The 21,764-nt window shown below is 56.2% G+C and carries 19 protein-coding genes; 13 read left to right on the forward strand and 6 right to left on the reverse strand.

Annotated features, from left to right (window positions below; translation table 11 throughout):
• Positions 1-66: 66 nt before the first annotated feature.
• From J3362_RS03560 to J3362_RS03575, 4 genes are all read left to right on the forward strand, one after another.
• Positions 67-1,911: a flagellin N-terminal helical domain-containing protein gene (locus tag J3362_RS03560; RefSeq protein WP_349518165.1), complete on the forward strand. Its 1,845-nt coding sequence runs from the start codon at positions 67-69 to the stop codon at positions 1,909-1,911.
• A 268-nt stretch (positions 1,912-2,179) separates the two neighbouring features.
• The gene (fliD, locus tag J3362_RS03565; RefSeq protein WP_349518166.1) at positions 2,180-4,168 is read left to right on the forward strand and encodes a flagellar filament capping protein FliD; all 1,989 of its coding nucleotides are present in this window, start codon (positions 2,180-2,182) and stop codon (positions 4,166-4,168) included.
• 36 nt (positions 4,169-4,204) lie between these two features.
• A complete protein-coding gene (fliS, locus tag J3362_RS03570) occupies positions 4,205-4,603 on the forward strand; it encodes a flagellar export chaperone FliS (protein WP_349518167.1) in 399 nt (132 codons plus the stop codon).
• Between the two features lie 172 nt (positions 4,604-4,775).
• Complete coding sequence (locus J3362_RS03575; RefSeq protein WP_064228759.1) at positions 4,776-5,987, forward strand: argininosuccinate synthase; 1,212 nt, start codon at positions 4,776-4,778, stop codon at positions 5,985-5,987.
• 131 nt (positions 5,988-6,118) lie between these two features.
• Here the strand turns inward: J3362_RS03575 and J3362_RS03580 are convergent, their stop codons facing one another.
• Positions 6,119-7,150 (reverse strand): AraC family transcriptional regulator, encoded by a 1,032-nt coding sequence (locus tag J3362_RS03580; RefSeq protein WP_349518168.1) that lies wholly within the window; start codon positions 7,148-7,150, stop codon positions 6,119-6,121.
• 299 nt (positions 7,151-7,449) lie between these two features.
• Positions 7,450-8,421, reverse strand: coding sequence for a response regulator (locus J3362_RS03585; protein WP_041645339.1), 972 nt, complete (start codon positions 8,419-8,421; stop codon positions 7,450-7,452).
• A gap of 111 nt (positions 8,422-8,532) precedes the next feature.
• Between J3362_RS03585 and J3362_RS03590 the strand changes: the two genes are divergently transcribed.
• The 3 genes from J3362_RS03590 to J3362_RS03600 all read left to right on the forward strand — a co-directional run bounded on the left by J3362_RS03590 (position 8,533) and on the right by J3362_RS03600 (position 10,739).
• On the forward strand, positions 8,533-9,015 hold the full coding sequence (locus J3362_RS03590) for a YajQ family cyclic di-GMP-binding protein (protein ID WP_008171349.1): 483 nt from the start codon (positions 8,533-8,535) through the stop codon (positions 9,013-9,015).
• Between the two features lie 78 nt (positions 9,016-9,093).
• On the forward strand, positions 9,094-10,431 hold the full coding sequence (locus J3362_RS03595) for an AmpG family muropeptide MFS transporter (RefSeq protein ID WP_349518169.1): 1,338 nt from the start codon (positions 9,094-9,096) through the stop codon (positions 10,429-10,431).
• A complete protein-coding gene (locus J3362_RS03600; protein WP_349518170.1) occupies positions 10,431-10,739 on the forward strand; it encodes an MGMT family protein in 309 nt (102 codons plus the stop codon). Before J3362_RS03595 ends, J3362_RS03600 begins: the two co-directional genes overlap by 1 nt.
• Here the strand turns inward: J3362_RS03600 and J3362_RS03605 are convergent.
• The 3 genes from J3362_RS03605 to J3362_RS03615 form a co-directional block, all read right to left on the reverse strand.
• Entirely contained in the window at positions 10,696-11,880 is a 1,185-nt protein-coding gene (locus J3362_RS03605; RefSeq protein WP_349518171.1) for a type II toxin-antitoxin system HipA family toxin, read from the reverse strand. The genes J3362_RS03600 and J3362_RS03605 overlap by 44 nt on opposite strands.
• Positions 11,870-12,112, reverse strand: coding sequence for a helix-turn-helix transcriptional regulator (locus tag J3362_RS03610; protein WP_349518172.1), 243 nt, complete (start codon positions 12,110-12,112; stop codon positions 11,870-11,872). The genes J3362_RS03605 and J3362_RS03610 overlap by 11 nt, the downstream gene beginning before the upstream one ends.
• A 122-nt stretch (positions 12,113-12,234) precedes the next feature.
• Entirely contained in the window at positions 12,235-12,996 is a 762-nt protein-coding gene (locus J3362_RS03615) for an SDR family oxidoreductase (RefSeq protein ID WP_014577665.1), read from the reverse strand.
• Between the two features lie 215 nt (positions 12,997-13,211).
• Between J3362_RS03615 and J3362_RS03620 the strand changes: the two genes are divergently transcribed.
• The 6 genes from J3362_RS03620 to gspD all read left to right on the forward strand — a co-directional run bounded on the left by J3362_RS03620 (position 13,212) and on the right by gspD (position 19,762).
• Complete coding sequence (locus J3362_RS03620) at positions 13,212-13,760, forward strand: FxsA family protein (protein WP_349518173.1); 549 nt, start codon at positions 13,212-13,214, stop codon at positions 13,758-13,760.
• A 193-nt stretch (positions 13,761-13,953) separates the two neighbouring features.
• On the forward strand, positions 13,954-14,241 hold the full coding sequence (gene groES / locus J3362_RS03625; RefSeq protein ID WP_349518174.1) for a co-chaperone GroES: 288 nt from the start codon (positions 13,954-13,956) through the stop codon (positions 14,239-14,241).
• A gap of 77 nt (positions 14,242-14,318) precedes the next feature.
• The gene (groL, locus tag J3362_RS03630; RefSeq protein ID WP_349518175.1) at positions 14,319-15,971 is read left to right on the forward strand and encodes a chaperonin GroEL; all 1,653 of its coding nucleotides are present in this window, start codon (positions 14,319-14,321) and stop codon (positions 15,969-15,971) included.
• Positions 15,972-16,135: 164 nt separating this feature from the next.
• Complete coding sequence (gene gspN / locus J3362_RS03635; protein ID WP_349518177.1) at positions 16,136-16,927, forward strand: type II secretion system protein N; 792 nt, start codon at positions 16,136-16,138, stop codon at positions 16,925-16,927.
• A gap of 1 nt (position 16,928) precedes the next feature.
• The gene (locus J3362_RS03640; RefSeq protein WP_349518178.1) at positions 16,929-17,780 is read left to right on the forward strand and encodes a type II secretion system protein N; all 852 of its coding nucleotides are present in this window, start codon (positions 16,929-16,931) and stop codon (positions 17,778-17,780) included.
• 32 nt (positions 17,781-17,812) lie between these two features.
• Positions 17,813-19,762 (forward strand): type II secretion system secretin GspD, encoded by a 1,950-nt coding sequence (gene gspD / locus J3362_RS03645; protein ID WP_349518179.1) that lies wholly within the window; start codon positions 17,813-17,815, stop codon positions 19,760-19,762.
• 4 nt (positions 19,763-19,766) lie between these two features.
• Here gspD and J3362_RS03650 read toward each other — a convergent pair whose 3' ends face one another.
• Positions 19,767-21,764 carry a M48 family metallopeptidase gene (locus tag J3362_RS03650; protein WP_349518180.1) on the reverse strand — a complete coding sequence of 666 codons (1,998 nt, stop codon included), beginning with the start codon at positions 21,762-21,764 and terminating at the stop codon, positions 19,767-19,769.

The raw sequence follows: 21,764 nt of genomic DNA on the forward strand, positions 1-21,764 counted from the left end.
ACTGTCACTCGGCCAGCCGCGTGACAGTGCAATTTGCAAACACCTTGCATTGATAGGGATCGCGCAATGGCCTTGGGAATTAATACGAGCGTTGCGTCACTTTCCGCTCAGAATCAATTGGGGCAGTCGCAGAAGCTGTCGAACCAGGCACTTGAGCGTTTGTCATCCGGTCTACGTATCAACTCCGCCAAAGACGATGCTGCTGGTCTAGCGATTTCCACCCGCTTCCAATCCCAGGTTTCTGGTCTGAACGTGGCTGCCCGAAATGCCAACGACGCCATCTCTCTTGCTCAGACTGCTGAAGGTGCATTGGACGAAATCACCAACAACCTGCAGCGTATTCGTGAGTTGGCCGTTCAATCCGCAAACGCTACCAACAGCGCTTCCGATCGCGAAGCCTTGAATAGTGAGGTTAATCAGCGAATTGCGGAAGTCAATCGTATTGCGAGCCAGACTTCCTTTAATGGCTTGAAGGTTCTTGATGGCACCTTTGGCGCTCAAGCGTTTCAGGTTGGCGCAAACGCAGGTGAGACCATCTCTGTGGCTGGCCTTGATTCTCGGGGCAGTGAGCTCGGCGCAACGATTCGGCAAACTGAGGGCCTTTCTTCTACTGTGATCGGGCCTGGCGAAGCTGGCGTTACCGAACTGGATGTCTCGGGTCTCGACTTCAGCACAGACATCACGGTTGCTGGCGACCTTGGCGCGACAGGCCTGAGTTCCACAACAGACTACTCTGGCGGAGCCACGCGAGCTGACAGGATCGCCAGTTTTGCGGGTGATTTACAAAACGCTATTCAAAATGAAGCTGGCTTTGAAGAAGCGACGGTTTCCGTTGAAGGCGAAATATTCAAGATCAGCAACCCGACAACTACTCCGGGAACGCTCACTGATTTTTCTGTTCAGGATGCCACCGGAAGTCCCGGGAACATCTATGTGTTATCGGGCACCATTCCCAATAACGGGTCGAGCACCATTTCCGAACCAGCCAGCTTCGTGTATGACGGCAACATGACGGGCACTCTCACGGTGGGTAGTGACGAGGTCAGCATCGATTTCACTGCCGTGACGAGTGGCCAGGACGCAGCCGACGCAATTGAGGCGGTGATTCAATCTCCGCCGTTCAATCAATCCAACATTACTGTTGATTACAGTGCGAGTCCTTTTTTTAATGCCTTTTCTATAGTTGATACGGCTAACAGTGGCGGCTTCACGTTTGACCTGGAGCTAGAAGACAGTACCCGTATTGCTAGCAACTCCACCGGCTCTGGAATCGGGCAGGTAGAACCTGCGCAGGAGCTGGACCTGGCCGATAAGTTTGCGGCGGGCCAGACTGTTGATTTCAAGGTGGACATCACTGGTGCTGATAAGTCTATCGAAGTCACTGCGAGCAGTCTCCAGGACGTAGTCGCGCAGATTAACGGCGAGACCAAAAACACTGGAGTGTCAGCTTTCCTGAGCTCTGACGGCAATGACATTGTTCTGGCATCTGCCAAAGGAGAAGATTTCGTCGCTTCGATTACGACCGATGTGGATGCGGATGGCACGCCTGAAGTAAACCAGGTGATTGATACTGCGGGCGATCCGGAAAACTCGACAGTGTCACTCAACAGTCTGGATATTAGCACCCGTGAAGGCTCCGATCAGGCGCTGGTTGCCGTAGACTTTGCAATCGGCCAGGTAAACCAGTTCCGGTCCGATCTCGGTGCGGTCCAGAACCGCTTCGAGTCCACGATTGCCAACCTGAGCACGTCTGTCGAGAACCTGAGTGCTTCCAACAGTCGAATCCTGGATGCCGACTTTGCAGCGGAAACTGCGAAGCTGTCCAAGTCTCAGGTGCTGCAGCAGGCTGGTATCTCAGTACTGGCCCAGGCGAATGCCCGGCCCCAGCAGGTTTTGTCTTTGTTACAGTAATATACTGAGGGTTGGCAGAAAACTTGCTTGGGCTTTGGTTGCTGACGTAGCCCTCTGATGGGGCAGCGGCTGTTCAGCACCGCCATATCTTCAAGGATATGGCGGTGCTTGCGTTTTGGGGTGATGACGCAATCTGCATTTTTTGCTTTTGCAGCGCGAGACTGGTTACTTTGTGTTACAAATCGGCAGAAGAAAAAGGCAAAGTTTTGCCGCTTTTTGCCGATAAACTGAACAGTGAAGAGATTCGCCCCCTTGAGGAGGCATTGGAATGGCAAGCATATCATCGTTGGGTATTGGTTCCGGCGTTCTGACATCTGATCTGGTCGATCAGTTGGTCGCGGCGGAGCGTGCGCCCACTGAAGAGCGGTTAACTCAGAAAACTGAGCAAACGCAGTCTCTGATTTCGGCGTATGGGACGCTTAGGAGTGCGATTACCGAACTGCGCTTGCCAATGCGCCAGCTCAGTGCCCCCGATAACCTAAAAGCGTTTTCGGCAAGTTCTTCGAACGAAGATATCGCTGTCTCTGTGGACAGCACCAAGGCTAGCCGAGGCACTTACAGCGTAGAAGTTACTAGTCTTGCTGGAGCTCAGGCCCTGGCGTCCCGCGATGTATTTGCTGATCGCGACGCAACCAGCGTCGGTCAGGGCAGGCTTACCCTAAATGTCGGCGACCAGACGACAAACATTACGATCGATAGTAGCAACGACACCCTTCAGGGTTTGGCGAATGCCATTAACGATTCTGATGCCGGCGTATCCGCTGGTGTAATCGATACCGGAGACGGCTTTCAGTTGGTGCTTTCGGCCGATGAGACTGGTACCGCCAATGCCGTCAGTATTTCTGTCGCTGACGATAGCGTTGGGACAGGCACTGATAACCAGGGTTTGTCTCGGTTTGCATTTAACTCGGGGATGGATGCTGATTCGGGGCTGCGCGAAACCATTGCAGCAACCGATGCGGTGATGGAAATCAACGGTGTTGAGATTACTCGCGCCACGAACAGTTTTGAGAATGTCATCGACGGCCTGACGTTTGATCTCACGGCTACTGGTTCTTCTGTCATCAAGGTGCAGCAGGATTTGGGGGCGGTTGCGGATCGAGTCCAGGGTTTTGTGGACAAATTCAACGCATTGCAGTCGACAATCGACAGCCTCGCTGGCTTCAATGCCGAGGCGGGCGTTGGCAGCTTGCTTACCGGCGACAGCACGGTTCGGTCTATTCAGAATCAGTTGCGGCAGGTGCTCACGCGAGTTGTTCCCGGACTTGAAAACTCTGCAGTGCGAAGCTTGGCTGATGTGGGCATAACCACCAATTTTGAGACTGGCGGTCTGGAATTTGATCGAGCCACATTTGAGGAACAGCTTAAAAATAACCCGGATGACGTTACCGCTTTGTTCGCAGAGCAGGGGCGGACAACTGACAGTCAGGTCGAGTTTGTTCGTAGCGGCCTAAACACCGAACCCGGTAAGTACGATATCAATATTACCCAGGCGGCGACTCAGGGAAGCTTGCGTGCTGGAAGCGCGTTGGCGGATGGCATTACGATTGATGGCTCCAATGATGAGCTGACGTTCCAGGTGAACGGCGAGACATCGGTAAGTGTTCAGCTGACTCAGCAGACGTATGCGTCTGCTCAGGATCTGGTCGATGAAATCCAATCCCAACTAAACAGTAACAACGCTCTCAATGCGGCCGGTACCTCAGTGCAGGTTGAGCTCGACAGCAGCGGCAATCTGAGTTTTACATCTGCGGATTATGGAAGTGATTCGGCTGTTTCTCTGGACTCCGCAGAAAGCTCAGCGATTTTCGGTCTCGATTTGGCAACTAGCACATCAGGCGTTGATGTTGCCGGGACGATCGGTGGAAGAACAGCAGAAGGGGATGGCCAGGTTCTGTTCCTTGGGAACGGAAATGGCGGCGCTTCTGGTTTGCAGGTTCGCATTCTTGGTGATGAGATTGGAAGTAGAGGCTCGATCACTTTTGTTGAAGGCGTCGCTGAGCGAACGGTTGATTTGGTCTCGAGTTTTGTTGGCGCCGATGGCGCTATTGAGTCGCGGACCGAGAGTCTTAACCGGGATCTGGAGCAGATACAGGCGAGTCAGACGCGGCTTGAAGAGCGTATAGCGGCCTATCGGGAGAGGTTGGTTAGCCAGTTCACTGCAGCCGATTCCTTGATTTCGCAGCTCAACAGTACACAGGATTATGTGAGTCAGCAGCTTGCGGCGCTGGCTCCTCAAAACAATCGGGACAACTGATCAGTTAAGATCGGTTAGTAACTCAAGAGGTCGAATATGAACGGTTTGCAGGCATACCAGCGTGTTAACAACCAAACGAGCACAATCGATGCGGATCCCCATCGGTTGATTCAGCTCCTGTACAACGGTGCTATTGAACGTATCAATATGGCTAAAGCTCGTATGCAAGCCAAAGACGCGGCTGGAAAGGGGCAGTTGATCGGGAAAGCTATTGATATTATTGGCGGTCTTCGCAGCTTCCTCGATTTTGAGAAAGGCGGCGAGTTGGCCCCAAGGCTTGAAGCACTCTACGATTATATGGAGCGGACTTTGCTCCAAGCCAGCGCGAAAAATGATGTAGAAAAGCTTGATGAGGTCTTGTCTCTCCTTCATTCCATCAAAGAAGGCTGGGATGGGATTCGTGAAGAGGCTGTGGGCCAGCAGCAGGCTGGTTGAATCGCCACATCCGCTTCGCTGAAAACGGGGTCAGATGAACGCTTTCATCTGACCCTTGGTTCGACCTGGGCCCGCCTATAATACCCGCGCCCAATAGCCATTCCCCCCGCTCTCCCGTACAATACTGCCCTTATTTTCAACACATCCATTCTGTTCAGTCTGGAGCAAGGGCATGTCTGATATCAAAAAGGTGGTGCTGGCCTATTCCGGTGGCCTGGATACTTCCGTCATCGTTCGGTGGTTGCAGGATACCTACAACTGTGAGGTGGTGACGTTCACCGCCGACATCGGCCAGGGCGAGGAAGTTGAGCCGGCACGGGCGAAAGCCGAGGCGTTGGGCGTTAAGGAAATCTACATCGAGGACCTGCGCGAGGAGTTTGTGCGCGATTACGTGTTCCCGATGTTCCGCGCGAACACCATCTACGAGGGTGAGTATCTGCTGGGTACCTCCATTGCCCGTCCTCTGATTGCCAAGCGTTTGATCGATATTGCCAATGAGACCGGTGCCGATGCCATTTCCCATGGTGCGACCGGCAAGGGTAACGATCAGGTGCGTTTCGAGCTGGGTGCCTATGCGCTGAAGCCGGGTGTGAAGGTGATTGCGCCCTGGCGTGAGTGGGATCTGAATTCCCGCGAGAAGCTCCTGAAGTACTGCGAAGAGCGCAACATTCCGGTGGAAATGAAGAAGGGCAAGAGCCCGTACTCCATGGATGCCAACCTGCTGCACATCTCTTACGAAGGCATCAACCTGGAAGATCCCTGGGCGGAAGCCGAGGAAGATATGTGGCGCTGGAGTGTTTCTCCGGAAGCCGCGCCGGATGAGCCGACTTACGTTGAACTGACCTACAAGAAGGGCGACATCGTTGCCATTGATGGTCAGGACATGAAGCCCCACGTGGTTCTGGAAACCCTGAACAAGCTGGCGGGTGCCAATGGTATTGGCCGTCTGGACATCGTTGAGAACCGCTACGTGGGCATGAAGTCCCGCGGCTGTTACGAGACCCCGGGCGGCACCATCATGCTGCGTGCCCACCGTGCCATCGAGTCCATTACGCTGGACCGCGAAGTGGCGCACCTGAAAGACAGCATCATGCCGCGCTACGCCGAGGTGATCTACAACGGTTACTGGTGGTCGCCAGAGCGTGAGGCTCTGCAGGCGCTGATCGATCAGACCCAGCACTATGTAAACGGCACTGTTCGCTTGAAGCTCTACAAGGGCAATGTGGATGTGGTTGGCCGTAAGTCTGAGGATTCTCTGTTCGACGAGAAGATTGCCACCTTTGAGGAAGATCAGGGTGCGTACGATCAGAAGGATGCGGAAGGCTTTATCAAACTGAACGCTCTGCGTCTGCGGATTGCTGCTGGCAAAGGCCGCAAACTGTAAGACTGAGGCTTCGTGCCGGACCAAGGCCGGTGCAAGCTTCCAGAAAACGCCCGTAAATACGTCCATGTAGGGCTCGGTCGCGCCATCCCTGGCGCTCCACGTTTCTGGAAGCTTGCACCGGCCTCGGTCGTTCAGGCTTTTGGGTTTTCCTCCAATTGGCGAAACTCTCCGGGTGTTTTCCCGGTAACCGCTTTGAATTTTCGGTGAAACGACGTGGTTTCACTGTACCCCAGCCTCAGTGCAATATCCGGAATGGCCAACTCGCTGTTTCGTAGATAGTCCTCGGCCATTTTTTGCCGCACTTCATCTAACAGTTTCTGGTAAGACACACCTTCCTGGCCGAGTTTTCTCTGCAGGGTTCGGCTGGTCATGCCCAGGTCTTCGGCCACCATGTCTTGCCTTGTAATACCGTGCATCAGCTGTTGCTGGATGCTGTGGCGGACTTTTGAGGTCAGGTCGCTGTCGGTATCCAGGGAGGCGAGCTGGCTCAGGGCATGGGCTTCCAGGGTTTTGCGGAGCAGGGGGTCCGGTTGCCTCAGTCGGGTTTCCAGCAGGGTTTTCTTGAGGGTAATGCTGTCTTCATCGGCAGAGAAGGTGATCGGGCAGTGCCAGCGCTCTTGGTAGGCCTTTTCAAATTTTGAACCCGGCGAGGATCGGCGGAGTTTTACCGAGCTGGGGGACGCCTCCTGATTATCCGCAAGCCAGCGGGCGTAGTTCACCCAGGAGGCAAACACGTTATCCACCAGTTGCGGTCGGACGACGGGATCGGTGTAGTTGCAGTTCCAGGTAAGTTTGATGTCTTCGCCTTTCATGGCGAGGCTGGTGGTTCCCATGTCTCCAACGAGTTTTTCGAACGGTGCAATGCGTGCCACGGCTTCGCCCAGGGTGGCGCAGCTCATGGTGATGTAGCCAAGCACGCTGTAGGAGCCAGGTTGAACAAAGTCGCCGGTTTCCAGGCCCAGGATGGGGTTGGCGGTTTGTTCGCACAATAAATGAATAAAGTGCTGGAACTGCTCGCCATTGATGCGGCCGTCGTCGGTGTCCAGTATGTTCTGGTCCAGTTCGGCCTGGTCGAAAAGACGGTTGATATCGACGCCGGCAGATTCGGCAGCACGAACGTATTGGCGCAGGGCGGCGACGGAGGCGGTTCCGAGGGTTTTCATGGTTACAGCACTGTTTTTGGAGTCGTTATCGCTGGAGTATAACGGAACTGGTGCGGAAACGTCTGGAGCAGAAAATAAAAAGGCCAGCTAAAAAGCTGGCCTAAAAAACAAGGAAAGAACGAAAGTGCCTGAAAAATTCGTTAATCCGGTGGATTCGATTCCCCATATGGCGGCGGAGGTACTACTCGGCTCCTCCGCCATGGGGGATACTGCTTAAATCCACAATTGCAGAATAAGTCTTCCGCACTTTCCTGTCTGTTTGTGAAGTGTGTATCAGTGTTACCGAGTGTGTCGCCGCTTCAGGCGGTCGCTCCGATCTCCGGCGCAGTCTCGGTAAACCGCCGTGTATCGTACGCATCCACCAACCCCTGCACCGCTGCCCGCTCCATGTCCTGGATTGAAGGTGTGCCGTTCTGGGCGTCGGCTTTGCACAGCACCATGCCGGCTTCCACGGAAATATAGCCCGCTGTGGTTTTCAGGGCCTTGTGGTTGATGCCGTCGAACACGCGCCGGAAGGCGGTGGTGGTGCAGTGATCGCTGTTGGGGAAATAGGCAATGATGGCGAACTGGTTGTCCCCAACGCGGCACAGGGCGTCAATGGGGCGAATCAGGGTGCTCAGCCGGCGGGCGATGCCGATGGCCAGTTCACTCATCACCGTCGGCGGGTGTTTGCGTTTCAGTTCCTGCCAGTTGCGAATGCCGCATAGTACGTAGGCGGAACAGCCGCCGCGGGATTCAGCATGGCGCAGCATCTTGGTCAGGCGTTCACGACCGTATTTGGTGTTGCAGAGACCGGTTTCCAGATCAATGATGTTAGTGGATTCCAGTTCCCGGTTGTTCTCGATCAGCAGGGAATTGGCCCGGAGCAGGGTATTCTGCCGATCCGCCATCCTGTCAGCTGCAAAGATACGGGGGATTAGCTGCTTGGTCATGTCGGACTTGTAGATAAAATCATCCACGCCACGGTCGAAGGCCTCAGAGAGGGCTTCGACACTCTCCCGGGCGGTGAGCAGGATTACGTAGGTGTAGTGATTGTTCTGTTCGTCCTGTTGTCGCACCTGGTCGGTCAGTTCCAGGCCATCCATCTCGGGCATCAGCCAGTCCGCGATCAGCACGCTGACCGGACGCTGTTCGATCAGTTGCAGGGCTTCCGGTGCGTTATTGACGATGCGTACGTCGCGATATCCGGCATTTCGTAGCGTGCGGCCAACCACCATACTGCTGAATTTCGCGTCGTCTACTACCAGGATGGGAAGGTCCAGATTTGGCATTGTTATCTACTTTTACCAGTCCGTTGTCAGGTGCGAGAGATGCCGGGGGTTGGTATCATCCCCAGCAAATTGAAGAAGTATACCTTCTTACCCTGTTGGAGAATAACGACCATGCCTTCTTTTGACATTGTTTCAGAAATCGATATGCACGAAGTCACCAATGCGGTCGACCAGGCCAAGCGGGAACTGGGTAATCGCTGGGACTTCAAGAACGTTGAAGCCGACATTGAGCTGGATGACAAGGGCATTACCATCAGTGCCGAGCAGGAGTTCCAGCTGGAGCAGTTGCTGGATATGCTGCGGATGGCGTTTGCCAAGCGTAATATTGATGCCCGTGCTCTGGCGGAAGACGGCGACAGCAAGTCCGGCAAGCTGGTCAAACAGCACCTGTTGCTGAAGCAGGGCATTGAAACCGATATGGCCAAGAAGATCGTGAAGATGATCAAGGATCAGAAGATGAAGGTTCAGGCCAGTATCCAGGGCGATAAAGTACGTGTGACCGGCAAGAAACGGGACGATCTCCAGGAAGCCATTGCCATGCTGCGCGAGGCTGAGCTGGATATCCCGCTGCAGTTCAATAATTTCCGCGACTGATCCGGAGGCTTCACCATCTTAACCGGCACCCGCCTGACCCTGATCCGGGACACGCTCCACACCTATACCCGTTGGCAGGTGATTGCGCTGCTATTCCTGGGCTTTTCGGCGGGGTTGCCGTTCCTGCTGGTGTTTTCCACGCTGAATGCCCGTCTGGCGGATGTCGGGGTGGAAACCGCCACCATCGGGTTCTTCAGCTGGCTTGGCATTACCTACTCCATCAAGGTGTTCTGGGCACCGGTGGTGGACCGCCTGAAACTGCCGCTGCTCGACCGGCTGCTGGGCAAGCGGCGAAGCTGGATTATCTTTGCGCAGGCAGGTATCGCCACGGGGCTGTACCTGATGGCTCACGTGGATGCCACGGCGGCTCCAGAAATGATGGCCCTTTGTGGCCTGCTGGTGGCTTTCTCCTCGGCCACCCAGGATGTGGCCATTGATGCCTACCGCATCGAGATTGCCGAGGAGCGTCTCCAGGCAGCACTGGCTGCGACGTATATCTTTGGTTACCGTCTGGCGCTTCTGGTGGCCGGTGCCGGCGCCCTGTACCTGGCGGAATTCTGGTCCTGGCAGGTGTCCTATGAGGTGATGGCCGCCCTGGTGGGCGTTGGCGCGCTGACGGTCCTCATTGTTCGCGAGCCCAGCGTGAATCACTTTGCCGCCGCCCAGGACATTGCCCACAAGATCGAGCAGGAGGCCGCCAAGCTCACGCATCTGAATCCCCGCCTGGCGAGGCTGGTTGGCTGGTTCTACGCCGCCGTTGCCGGCCCGTTCCTGGATTTCTTTCGCCGTTACAAAGAGCTGGCTCTGGTTATCCTGCTCATGGTTGCCGTTTACCGTATCTCGGACATCGCCATGGGCGTTATGGCCAATCCCTTCTACCTGGACTTCATGGGCTTCAGCAAAACCCAGGTGGCGGACGTGACCAAGATCTTCGGCTTCTTCATGACCATTGCCGGCTCGCTGGTTGGTGGGGTTATGGTGGTTCGCTACGGTGTTCGTCGAATTCTTTTGCTGGGGGCGATAATGACCGCCGCCACCAATCTTCTGTTTGTCGTTCTGGCCCAATACCCGCCCAACATCATTACCCTGGCCGCCGTAGTGAGCGCCGATAACCTCAGTGGCGGCATTGCCAATGTTGCCCTGATTGCCTGGCTCTCCAGCATGACCAGTGCCTCGTTCACGGCCACGCAGTACGCACTGTTCAGTTCCCTGATGACTCTGCCAGGCAAGTTTCTCGGTGGGTTCTCCGGCATTGTCGTGGCGGGCTTTGGTTATGCGGAATTCTTCCTGGTGGCCGGCATAATGGGCGTGCCTGCCATTCTGTTGGCCATTTTCATGATTCGGAATGGCCATCGATTGGATGCATTGGCGCCGCGCAATGAATCTGAGCCTGATGCCGAAGCAGAGAGTCTTTGATGTCCGAACCGACCAAAGACCAGAAAATATGGCAAGTTGTATTGGCCATCCCAAAGGGGAGAGTGGTCAGTTACGGCCAGGTTGCCGAGATGGCGGGGTTGGGCCGGCAGGCGAGATATATCGGAAGGGCCTTGGGAAAATTGCCAGAAGGACATGCCGTGCCCTGGTATCGAGTGATTCGCAGTAACGGCCAGATTGCGTTTCCCGTCGGATCCGAGAAATATCAGGAGCAGGTTGGCCGGCTTGAGGCTGAAGGTGTCGAAGTTACCGACGGGCGAGTCTCGATGTCGAGATTTCGTTGGCAATGAGCGTATGGAGATGAGCCAACAGCTCCGCTTTCTCTCCGGCAGGTTCCTGTGAAAGCCGTTCCGCAATATAGAGCTGAACCTTTTCAATGGCCCTCAGGCATTCCTCATACAACTCTCTGGCTTTGACCGCACTCAAATCGCAGACCTGAACCCCAAACCGCTCCATATGTTTTCTGGGCCACCATTTCTTGCTGCCCATTAGGGTGAGAGCCGAGATATCCTGCTGGATGTAGGCGGTTGTGCACACGACATCGTAGGCGGGCGCCAGGCTGATGGAATCGATGCTCTCGTAGACCAGGCCAAAGTTTTTCAGGTGGGCGTCGCCATTTTGCAGGATATTGTTCAGGACCATCATTTTGAAGAACTGCTCAAGGGACGCTTTCTTGTTCTCTGCGCTAACAAAGGTTTTGATGGTTTTGACAATTTGCTCGTAGCTGCCGGTGTACTTTTCTTCCCGTTGTTTTGCCTGAAGTACGCACATGTCTTCAAAGCCAAGCGCCTCGCCACTGTTTTTCAAATCGAACCGCTTCATGATGAACAATGACTCGTCATCTGAGAGATAGAATTCCGGGACGGGAATGCCGGCATTCCAGCAGGCCATCATGCAGCAGTATTCGTTGAGAGCCAGTTCGGGATAATCAGGGCCCCATGCTTTGACGATGTAGTCTTCGAGTCGGAGCGTCGCCTTGTTTTCCAGTGTCGCCAGGACTTTGGGCTGTACACCACTCAGTGCGGAGCGAAGCGCAAACCGTGACACCAGCTCCTCGAACAGGGCCGGGTTGTCAGAGTGCAAGAGTTTTTCGAGACTCAATGAAGTCTCGCCAGAATGGTTATCAGGATTGAACTCGACCCGGCCGCGTATGTTGGGCGCCAGGAGTCGAAGAAGCCCGAAGTCGTCAGTACCCGTAAGTTTGGCGAACTGCTTTTTGATAATCGAGAGAAGGTAGCCCTCTGGCAGATGCATTTCGAAAACCGGGTGCAGCTGAGGATGGCTGTAGTCTTTTTTGCGGACCGGCATGGTCAGCGAGACGAAGGCGCTAGGGCTGGCTTTCTCGAAATAGCTGAAAACGTATTCGCCCGATTCGCGGAATAGTCTTCCGGCAGGCCTATGGTCCACATGAACGTCCAGTTCATCGCTCATCACGCAACTCCTCCAGGGTCGGGAACGGAGACTTGTCCCGGATGGCCAGCTCTTTGCCCAGGTAGTCGAGAATTTTCATGATCTTGCGGATGCCAATATCGCCAGACCGCCCGTTTTCCAGTGCATTGATGGTGGCGCGGGAAATGCCAAGGTGATCTGCCATTTTTTGCTGGGAGACGCCTTGTTGTTGGCGGAGCCTTGAGATGTCGTGACCGAGGGTTTGGAAATCCATTGCTGGCCCATTTAGGCGAAAATATTTTACATTGTTGGCGATAAAATTAAAGTTGTAAAGTATTTTAGCTTAGTGCCGGCTCATCCCTGAGCTGGCAACATTTCTCAAGCAGTGACAATGGACTAGAGCCTGAGAGCCCCATCCACTTCAATCATCCGCCCTGACACATAGTCGTTCTCAAAGATAAACGCCGCAGCCGAAGCAATCTCTTCCGGCTTGCCCATGCGTTTGAGCGGAATGCCGGCAGTCATTTTTTCCAGGGCTTCCGGTTTCATGGAGGCGGTCATTTCGGTCTCGATGAAGCCTGGGGCGATACCGGCACAGCGGATGCCGTAGCGGGCGAGTTCTTTGGCCCAGACGGGGACCAGGGCGGAGACGCCGGCTTTGGCGGCGGAGTAGTTGCTCTGGCCCATGTTGCCGGCGCGGGAGATGGAGGCAATGTTGATGATCGCGCCCTGGTCGCCGTTCTTGATCATCTGGGTCGCTGCTTCGCGGCCGCAGAGAAAAACGCCGGTAAGGTTTACGTCGATAACCGCCTGCCACTGGGACAGCTCCATGCGGCGCTCAACTTCGCCATCCTTCACTTTGACCATAAGCCCGTCCCGGAGGATGCCGGCATTGTTAACCAGGCCGTTGAGGTGGCCGAAATCTTTTACGATGGCCTCGAAGGTTTTTTCTACCTCTTCCTCTTTCGCAACGTTGCAGACGTAGCTTCTGGCCTCGGCGCCCGCGGCCACGCAGGCAGTGACGGCTTCGTCCAGCTTTTCCGGCATCAGGTCGATCAGCGCAATTTTTGCGCCTTTGGCCGCAAGGTATTCGCCCATGGCGCGGCCAAGGCCCTGGCCGCCGCCGGTAATTGCTATCACGGAATCTTGAAGTTTCATGTTTTGCCCTAACTACTGTTATCAGGTGGTTTTACGGTTGCTGTGCGTCTGTGTGGTTATTTTTGGTGCGCGGAGTATATCAAATACGACTATGGTGGGGGTTTATCCTTGTCGGATTACGCTTCGCTAATCCGACCTACGTTTGAAGCATAGCCGGTACTGTAGGTCGGGTTAGCGAAGCGTAACCCGACAGTATCTGAACCAATGGAGGCACTTTGTCCATTTTCCTTTTTCTTTTCATTATCATGCCAATCGCCGAGATGGCGGTGTTGATCAAAGTGGGCGGCATGATTGGTGTGCTTAACACCGTTGGGCTGGTGCTCTTGACCGCCGTTATCGGTGCTTGGCTTTTGCGTCAGCAGGGTTTGGCAACGCTGTTGCGGGCCAATCAGCGGCTGAACAGTGGTGAATTACCTGCCAAAGAGGTTGCCGAAGGCCTGATTCTGGCCATCGGTGGCGCTTTGCTACTTACGCCGGGCTTTATTACCGACACGGTTGGGTTTCTGTGCCTGATCCCGGGCACTCGCCACTGGCTCGCAGCGCAGGCGCTCAAGCGTATGGTCGTCGCTGGTCAAAGCCGTGGCAGCAGTTTCTATTTTCGCGCCGGTGGCGGCTCCAATCCGTTCGGGCAGGATCCGTTTGGCGGCCAGGAAAATCCGTTCGGCCAGCAACGCCCGTTTGACCGTGACAGCAATGGCGACATTATCGAAGGCGAGTATCAGGACGAGACCGAATCCGATCGGGACCGGATCGAAAAAAAGTGAAAAAATTTTCTCTCCGGGGTGTTGAAAACCCCTACCTGCTACCCCAAATAGAAACCACAAGTTCGCTGCGGGCTGATTTCCACTGAAAACAGTTGGTTATCCAGCCGGGCAATTTGTCGGATTACGCGTCGCTAATCCGACTACATCAACAATGTCATTGCCACATTAATCTGACTATTGGAGAAACCGAGCAATGAAAATTCGTCCGCTACACGATCGTGTTGTCGTGCGCCGTAAAGAAGAAGAAGAGAAAACTGCAGGTGGCATCGTGCTGCCGGGTAACGCCAAAGAGAAGCCGTCCCAAGGCGAGGTAATTGCCGTTGGTAACGGTCGCATCCTTGATAACGGCGAAACCCGCGCACTGGCAGTCAAGGTGGGTGACACCGTGGTCTTCGGCCAGTACGCCGGTAACACCGTCAAGATCGATGGCGAAGAGCTCCTCATCATGAGCGAGAGCGACATCTACGGCGTGCTTGAGTGATCGCTGAGGCGAATCGCACGAACTCTCATTAATCCGATTGATCGATAACTTCGGTTTAACGAACAGGAATAGAAGACATGGCAGCAAAAGACGTTAAATTTGGTGATAGCGCACGTAAGCGCATGGTCGCAGGCGTCAACGTTCTGGCAGACGCGGTTAGAGTAACTCTCGGCCCGAAAGGCCGTAACGTGGTTCTGGAAAAATCCTTCGGCGCGCCGACCATCACCAAAGATGGTGTTTCCGTCGCCAAGGAAATCGAACTGTCTGACAAGTTCGAGAACATGGGCGCCCAGATGGTGAAAGAAGTGGCTTCCCAGGCCAACGACACGGCTGGTGACGGCACGACCACCGCAACTGTGCTCGCCCAGTCCATCGTTAACGAGGGTGTGAAAGCCGTTACTGCCGGCATGAACCCGATGGATCTTAAGCGTGGTATCGACAAGGCTACTACCGAAGCTGTGAAGGCGATCCGCGAGATGGCCAAGCCGTGCGACGACAGCAAGATGATTGCCCAGGTCGGCACCATCTCTGCCAATGGCGACGAAACCATCGGTAAGATTATTGCCGATGCGATGCAGAAAGTTGGCAAGGAAGGCGTCATCACCGTTGAAGAAGGCCGTGGCCTGGAAGACGAGCTGGACGTGGTTGAAGGTATGCAGTTCGACCGTGGTTTCCTGTCTCCATACTTCATCAACAACCAGGACAACATGTCCGCCGAGCTGGAGGACCCGTACATCCTGCTGGTAGACAAGAAGATCTCCAACATCCGCGAACTGCTGCCGGTGCTGGAATCTGTTGCCAAGGCGGGCAAGCCGCTGCAGATCATCGCTGAAGATATCGAAGGCGAAGCGCTTGCTACTCTGGTAGTAAACAACATGCGTGGCATCGTGAAAGTCAACGCCGTGAAGGCGCCTGGCTTTGGTGATCGTCGCAAGGAAATGCTGCAGGACATCGCGATTCTTTCCGGCGGTACCGTCATTTCTGAAGAAGTCGGCCTGACTCTTGAGAACACCACCCTGGACGACCTGGGCACAGCCAAGCGTGTTAACGTCACCAAGGAAAACACCACCATCATCGGCGGTGCGGGTGCGCAGGCGGACATCGAAGCTCGCGTTGAGCAGATCCGCAAGCAGATCGAAGACAGCTCTTCCGATTACGACAAGGAAAAGCTGCAGGAACGCGTTGCCAAGCTGGCTGGCGGTGTTGCCGTTATCAAGGTTGGTGCCGGTTCCGAAGTGGAAATGAAAGAGAAGAAGGCCCGCGTTGAGGATGCGCTGCACTCTACCCGCGCTGCGGTTGAAGAGGGCATCGTACCGGGCGGCGGTGTTACCCTGATTCGTGCTATTGCGGCTCTGGACAAGGTCGACGCGATCAACGAAGAGCAGAAAGCCGGTGTTAACATCCTGCGCCGTGCCATGGAAGCTCCTCTGCGTCAGATCGTATACAACGCAGGCGGTGAATCGTCTGTGGTGGTTGCCAAGGTTCGCGACGGCGAAGGCTCCTTCGGCTACAACGCTGCTACCGAAGCCTACGGCGACATGCTGGAAATGGGTATCCTGGATCCTGCCAAGGTGACCCGTTCCGCGCTGCAGGCGGCTGCTTCTGTTGCTTCCCTGATCATCACCACTGAGGCGATGGTTGCGGACGAGCCGCAGGACGAGTCTGCCGGTGGCGGTATGCCCGACATGGGTGGAATGGGCGGCATGGGAGGCATGGGCGGCATGATGTAATGCCGACCTGAGCCCAGCCACGTTCCGGATTCTGGGCGTGGCCCGCTCCATTACGAAAACCCCGCGTTGGTTCACGCTAACGCGGGGTTTTTGTTTTTTTGTCATGAACTTGCCCCATGCGTTTGCTAGACTCGGCTTCCGGTCCATTATCTGTGCAACGCCGAATGAGTGACGCTGAACCCAAATCCTTTCTTCGCCCCGGCAAGGTATTTCTGCTCCTGCTGCTGGGCGCTCTGGTTTATCTGTTGTCACTGGTCTTTCTGGTTCCTGCGGGATGGGTCTGGCAGCAAGCCTCTGCCCATGTATCTCTGCCTCCCCAGTTAAAGGTTCAGCAGGTTGCCGGCAAGCTCTGGGATGGCGAAGCCGGGGTTGTCGTGGCCGGTTTCCCGGTGCGTGTCGACTGGCGTCTTCATATGCCGTCGGTCATCAGCCTCGAGTGGCCAGCCCGAATTTCCTTGGAATCGTCGCAATCCTCGCTCAACGGAGATGTTACGGTCGGATGGCCGGCGAGTGCCCGGCTTCATGCCAGCGGACGGGTCACAGTGGCCGAGTTCGAAAAGCTGATCCGCCAGAGCGGCGGCGCCATGATTGAAGGTGAAGTCATGATCGACCGGCTCAACATGGCCTGGGCCGATAACCGGATTACCAGGGCGGAAGGCCTGGGACGCTGGGATGGCGGCCTGGTGACCTGGCCAATGGGCGATCAGCGGGGGCAGGCCGAGTTTCCGCCCATGCAGGCAACGATGGATACCTCCCAGGGTGGTGTGGCGTTGACCGTGTCAGAGCAGGGTGGCCAGGGGCCAGCAGCAGATGCCACCGTGTTCTGGAACGGAATGATGGAACTGCGTGTCTACAAGCGTATGGTGGATCTCGCCGGCCAGCCCTGGCCGGATTCTGCCAGCCCCGGCGATGTCGTATTCCGGGTACGCCAGCCTCTCGTACCGGGGGCACGATAATATGGCGCTGTTGAGTATTCCGGCCCAAAGCCGGATTTCCCGGATCCTGGCCAACCTGTTGCTGTTGGTGCTGGTGGTGTATCTCGCCAACACCCTCGCGCGGATGACCTGGTTATACGCCTGGGACGACAGGCCGGTTCCAGACGCGCCGGTCGCAGCCGGTGCAGGCAGTCTGTCCGGCGGTAGCGGTTTGAGGACGTCCATGGCCGTTTACGATTTCTTCGGGCGGTCTGAGCGACCGGTCGAGGTGGCTGAAGCCGTTCGCCGCTCGGCTCCGGAAACTCGTCTTCGGCTCCGGCTGGAAGGGGTACTTGTTGCACAGCGCCCGGAGGACTCCGGTGCTATAGTTGCTGGGAGCAATGGAGAAACCGCATATTACCGGGTAGGGGAGATGTTACCCGGCAATGCCGAGCTGGCGGAAGTGGAACCCGGGCGTGTTCTGATTCGTCGGGGCGGGCGATACGAATCCCTTACTTTCGAGGAACAGTCGTCCGAACTGGTTGCAGAAGTGACCGAGGAGCCTGCAGAATCATCACCGGATGAGTTCCTGGCCAGCGCCCGTGAACAGATTGACAGCCAGGGCATTGCCGCACTGGCGCCTTTCGGGTTGAGCCCGGTGGACAATAGCGGCATGTCCGGTTACGTGTATGACGGCTCTAACGCCATGCTCAACGCCGTCAACCTGCAGGCCGGGGACGTGATAACGGCTATTAACGGTCAGCGGCTGGGCGATATCAGCCAGGATAAGGCCCTGCTTGAGAACTGGCGCGGCCAGGCCCAGCTGGAGATAGAAATCGAGCGTGACGGATCCATCCTCACCATCAGTTATGCCATACCCGAGCAGTGGCGCTGACCGGGTTCATTGAAACAGGACGAAATCGCCAGATGTATAACCACAAGATCAATGTTTTGCGGGCTATTGTCCTGCTTGTTCTCCTTCCCTTTATGTCCATGGCGCACGGGCAGGAAGCCGAGACATGGCGGCTGAACCTGAAAGACGCCGATATCCGGGCTTTCGTGACCCAGGTGGCCGATATCACCGGGTACAGTTTCGTGGTGGATCCAAGGGTGAAGGGCAAGGTAACGGTGCTTTCCAGCGCGCCCATGAACAAGGACGAAATTTACGATCTGTTCCTGGCGGTCCTGAATGTTCACGGCTTTACTGCCATCCCGGGCGCAGAAGTGATCAAGGTGGTGCAACAGGTTGATGCCAAACAGTCGGCGGAAATTCTGGAGCGTTTTCCCGAAACCCCCTCCGAGCAGCTGATCACGCGCGTTATCCAGATCGACAACGCCAACGCTCTGGAGCTGGTGCCAATTTTGCGTCCGCTGGTGGCGAAATATGGCCATCTGGCCGGTGTGGCCGCCGCCAACGCGCTGATCATCAGCGATCATTCGTCCAATATCCAGCGCATCGAACAGATTGTCCGGGAGCTGGATAGCCCGTCCAAATACGAAGTGGAAGTCATCCAGCTTCAGGAAGCCTGGGTGGGTGATATGGTGACTCTGCTGCAGGAACTGGCCCCGGATGAACTCGGCCGTGCCGGCGGCGACAATGCCGCCAGAAAATACAGCGTCACCGCAGATGAGCGCAGCAACCGGCTTATTTTGCGGGGCGATGAGACCTTCCGCGAAAAGATGCGCGGCCTGATTCGACAACTGGACCAGCCGTCTGCCACCGGCGGCACCACCAAGGTCCTGAGGCTGAAACACGCCGACGCCAAAAACCTGACTGAGATCCTTAAGGGTGTGATGGGCGAGCTGGTGAAAGAAGGTACTGGTTCGGGAAGCGGCGGCGCCGCCAAACCGCAAAGCAGCTTTGCCGTTTTTGCGGATGAGGGGCTGAACGCGCTTGTGGTAAGGGGTGAGCCCTCCCTGATGCAGGAAGCCGAACAGATTGTTGCGGCGCTGGATGTGCGTCGTGCCCAGGTGATGATTGAGGCGGCGATTGTCGAGATCAGTGACGAGCTGGGCCAGGATCTGGGTGTCCAGGTTGCGGTGGGTGATGAGTCCGGCGAATCCACGCCGGTTGCCGGCACCAATTTCGGTAACGTGGGCCGCAGCCTGGGTGAGGTGCTCAGCGCGATTCTGACAGGTTCGGCTATTACACCTGCCACGGGCGGCATCACTGTCGGTGCTGGGCAGAGAAACGAAAATGGTGTGAGCTGGGGCATTCTTTTGCAGGCGCTTTCCACCTCTGCCGCTGCCAACCTGCTTTCCACGCCGAGCATTATTACCCTGGACAACCAGGAATCCGAAATTATTGTTGGCCAGAACGTGCCGTTCCGCACGGGCCAGTCCACCGTCACCGGTGATGGCACCACCAACCCGTTCACCACCATTGAGCGGCGTGATATCGGCCTGACACTGAAAGTCACCCCAACGATCAGTGCCGATGGCTTGGTGCGTCTGGTGGTTGAGCAGACCACAGAAAGCGTGGCAGACAGCATCGAGAACGCCTCGGATATCGTCACCAACAAGCGGGAAATCAAGACTACCGTACTGGCGGATGATGGCGAGACCATCGTGCTGGGCGGTTTGACCCGCGATGATTACCAGGTCAACAAAAGCAAGGTGCCCCTCCTTGGCGACATTCCGTTCATCGGACGTCTGTTTTCTTCGGAATCCGAGCGTCGGGTAAAGCGTAATCTGCTGGTGTTCCTGCGCCCGAAAATCATGCTGGGCAAGGAAGAAGCCGTTGCGGCTACTTCCGACAAGTTCAATCAGCTCTGGGATGTGAATCTGAACATCCGTGAGAAGCTGGGCATCCCGAAGGAGGAACAGCGTCCGAGTGTGGATGCGCTGTTCGAAGACGGCAGCGCCCGGGTTCAGTAAAACCTCAGATAGCCAGTGGCGGCATCGGACAATCCATCTGATCCGCCACCAGTCGCATCAGTTCGTATTCTCTGGTTTCCACTTTCCCGTCGCGAGTAATACAGTGCCCGCAGGCATCAATGATGGCCGGTTTCAGCAAGGGCGAAAGGCCATTCAACGCGGTCAGTGCCTCCCTGAGCTGGCGCATGGTGACTTTCTCCAGAACCGGTTCCAGCCCATCCCTGGCATTCATGAAGCCGGCCATGGCTTCCCGGTACAGCTTCTCGGCGTCAGATTGAGATGCAGACCCAGCCCTGGCCATCAGGCTCAGGAGCCTCTGGAGGGCCGGCATGACCGGTTTGTAGCTCTTATAGCGCACCGGTACCACTCTGGCTGCCTCGTCGCCCAGGTGACGTGACAGGAAGCTTGTCAGAGCGAGCTCAAACAGGGTAACCCGGTTATCCGCTGCCACCAGTTTCTGGACATTGGTGATCAGCATCTCCCGTTCCTCCGGATCCAGCTTGCGCAGGGCAGGCATGGCCAGCTCCAGGGCAGGGAAACGGACGCCATCGCCGATGGTTCTTAGTGCCGGCAGCAGTTTATCGAGTAGATCCGGCTGGCTGCCCAATACCGGGTGCGCTGGCAGCAGGTTCAGCCGTTCTGTTTGCTGTGGACGCGGCAGTTCACTGATCAGCATGGCATAGCAGAGCTGCGTGGCCCCGGCCCGGGTGTACAGCAGGTTTCGGAAGGTGGCTGGAAGGCGCTCAAGAAATCGCAGGGCGAAATCTTCGCTTTGCCGGTTGATAGTGCCGACCTGGTCTGAAAATTTACGGGCCGGTTTTATGGTCTTCTCCGGGCTGGATGCAAGCGGTGAGGTTCTGCCACTCCTGCCGGTAACCGGTCCCAGGATGTCGGTTGCCGCGCCACTAAACCCGGACGCGCCCGCTTCCGGTGCTGCAGAGCCTCCACGATAGAGGTCGGCGCCTGGTTCGGTATCCCTGAGCCGGCTGCGCAATCTCGCCAGCATGCCGGGCTGAATGGCATTGATACGCTCATCAATGGGCGGGTGGGATGCCAGCAAAGAGGTAAACTTCATCCGCGCACTTTCGCCAAAACACATGTGATTCATGTCGCTGGCGTGGCTGGTTTTGTCCAGGTAACCACCCTTCATACCGATCTTGAACAGTGCCCCGGCGATGCCCTCTGGATTCCGGGTAAACTGCACGGAAGATGCGTCTGCCAGCATTTCCCGTTGCCTGGAGACCGCTGCCTGTATCAGCCGGCCAAAGAAAACGCCCACATAGCCGATCACGAAAAGGGCCAGACCAATGATGCCCATGGCCGCCTGGGCCCGACCGTCCCGTGATCGGCCCACCCGGTGGCCGCGGTAGAAGGATGCGCGCAGCAGGAAGCCGCCAATCTGTCCGATCATCAGGATGCCGGCAAGCAGGGCAATGAGCCGAACGTTCAGCCGCATGTCGCCGTTGAAAATATGGCTGAATTCGTGGGCGACTACCCCCTGGAGTTCGTCTCGCGACAATTGGGTAATAGCGCCGTGGGTGACTACCATAACGGCCTCGCCCGGCGTATAGCCCGCGACAAAGGCGTTGATGCCGGTTTCCTGATCCATCACATAGAGTTCCGGCACCGAGACACCACTGGCAATGGCCATTTCCTCAACGATGTTGCGCAGTTTGCGTTCGTCACTGTCCCGGGTGTCCGGGTCAATGGGCCTGGCGCCAACCATTTTGGCCACCCGGTCGCCGCCTCCGGCCAGATCAACCCAGCGGAGCAGAGAGCCCAGAACAATGAGTGCCATCACGGTAACGGCCGTAAGCAGGCCATGATTGGAGAGCAACCAGTGGTGAAAGGCGAGGCCCGACGATTCGCTCCGCGTGACAAAATACCCCACCAGACAGACGGCGAGTGTGATAAACGCAACCGCCGTCAGGAAAAGAAAAACCAGCAGAGTGGTGTTGCGCCGGGCGTGGGCCTGGCGCTGAAAGAAACCGGGATGAGCCAT

It is taken from the genome of Marinobacter sp. NFXS11 (assembly GCF_040148675.1).
In the GTDB taxonomy this organism is placed as follows: Bacteria; Pseudomonadota; Gammaproteobacteria; order Pseudomonadales; family Oleiphilaceae; genus Marinobacter.

Coding starts and splice junctions, on each gene's coding strand:
- J3362_RS03560 (WP_349518165.1), top strand. CDS start 67: ATGGCCTTGGGAATTAATACGAGCGTTGCGTCACTTTCCGCTCAGAAT.
- fliD (WP_349518166.1), top strand. CDS start 2,180: ATGGCAAGCATATCATCGTTGGGTATTGGTTCCGGCGTTCTGACATCT.
- fliS (WP_349518167.1), top strand. CDS start 4,205: ATGAACGGTTTGCAGGCATACCAGCGTGTTAACAACCAAACGAGCACA.
- J3362_RS03575 (WP_064228759.1), top strand. CDS start 4,776: ATGTCTGATATCAAAAAGGTGGTGCTGGCCTATTCCGGTGGCCTGGAT.
- J3362_RS03580 (WP_349518168.1), bottom strand. CDS start 7,150: ATGAAAACCCTCGGAACCGCCTCCGTCGCCGCCCTGCGCCAATACGTT.
- J3362_RS03585 (WP_041645339.1), bottom strand. CDS start 8,421: ATGCCAAATCTGGACCTTCCCATCCTGGTAGTAGACGACGCGAAATTC.
- J3362_RS03590 (WP_008171349.1), top strand. CDS start 8,533: ATGCCTTCTTTTGACATTGTTTCAGAAATCGATATGCACGAAGTCACC.
- J3362_RS03600 (WP_349518170.1), top strand. CDS start 10,431: ATGTCCGAACCGACCAAAGACCAGAAAATATGGCAAGTTGTATTGGCC.
- J3362_RS03605 (WP_349518171.1), bottom strand. CDS start 11,880: ATGAGCGATGAACTGGACGTTCATGTGGACCATAGGCCTGCCGGAAGA.
- J3362_RS03610 (WP_349518172.1), bottom strand. CDS start 12,112: ATGGATTTCCAAACCCTCGGTCACGACATCTCAAGGCTCCGCCAACAA.
- J3362_RS03615 (WP_014577665.1), bottom strand. CDS start 12,996: ATGAAACTTCAAGATTCCGTGATAGCAATTACCGGCGGCGGCCAGGGC.
- groES (WP_349518174.1), top strand. CDS start 13,954: ATGAAAATTCGTCCGCTACACGATCGTGTTGTCGTGCGCCGTAAAGAA.
- groL (WP_349518175.1), top strand. CDS start 14,319: ATGGCAGCAAAAGACGTTAAATTTGGTGATAGCGCACGTAAGCGCATG.
- gspN (WP_349518177.1), top strand. CDS start 16,136: ATGAGTGACGCTGAACCCAAATCCTTTCTTCGCCCCGGCAAGGTATTT.
- J3362_RS03640 (WP_349518178.1), top strand. CDS start 16,929: ATGGCGCTGTTGAGTATTCCGGCCCAAAGCCGGATTTCCCGGATCCTG.
- gspD (WP_349518179.1), top strand. CDS start 17,813: ATGTATAACCACAAGATCAATGTTTTGCGGGCTATTGTCCTGCTTGTT.
- J3362_RS03650 (WP_349518180.1), bottom strand. CDS start 21,764: ATGGCTCATCCCGGTTTCTTTCAGCGCCAGGCCCACGCCCGGCGCAAC.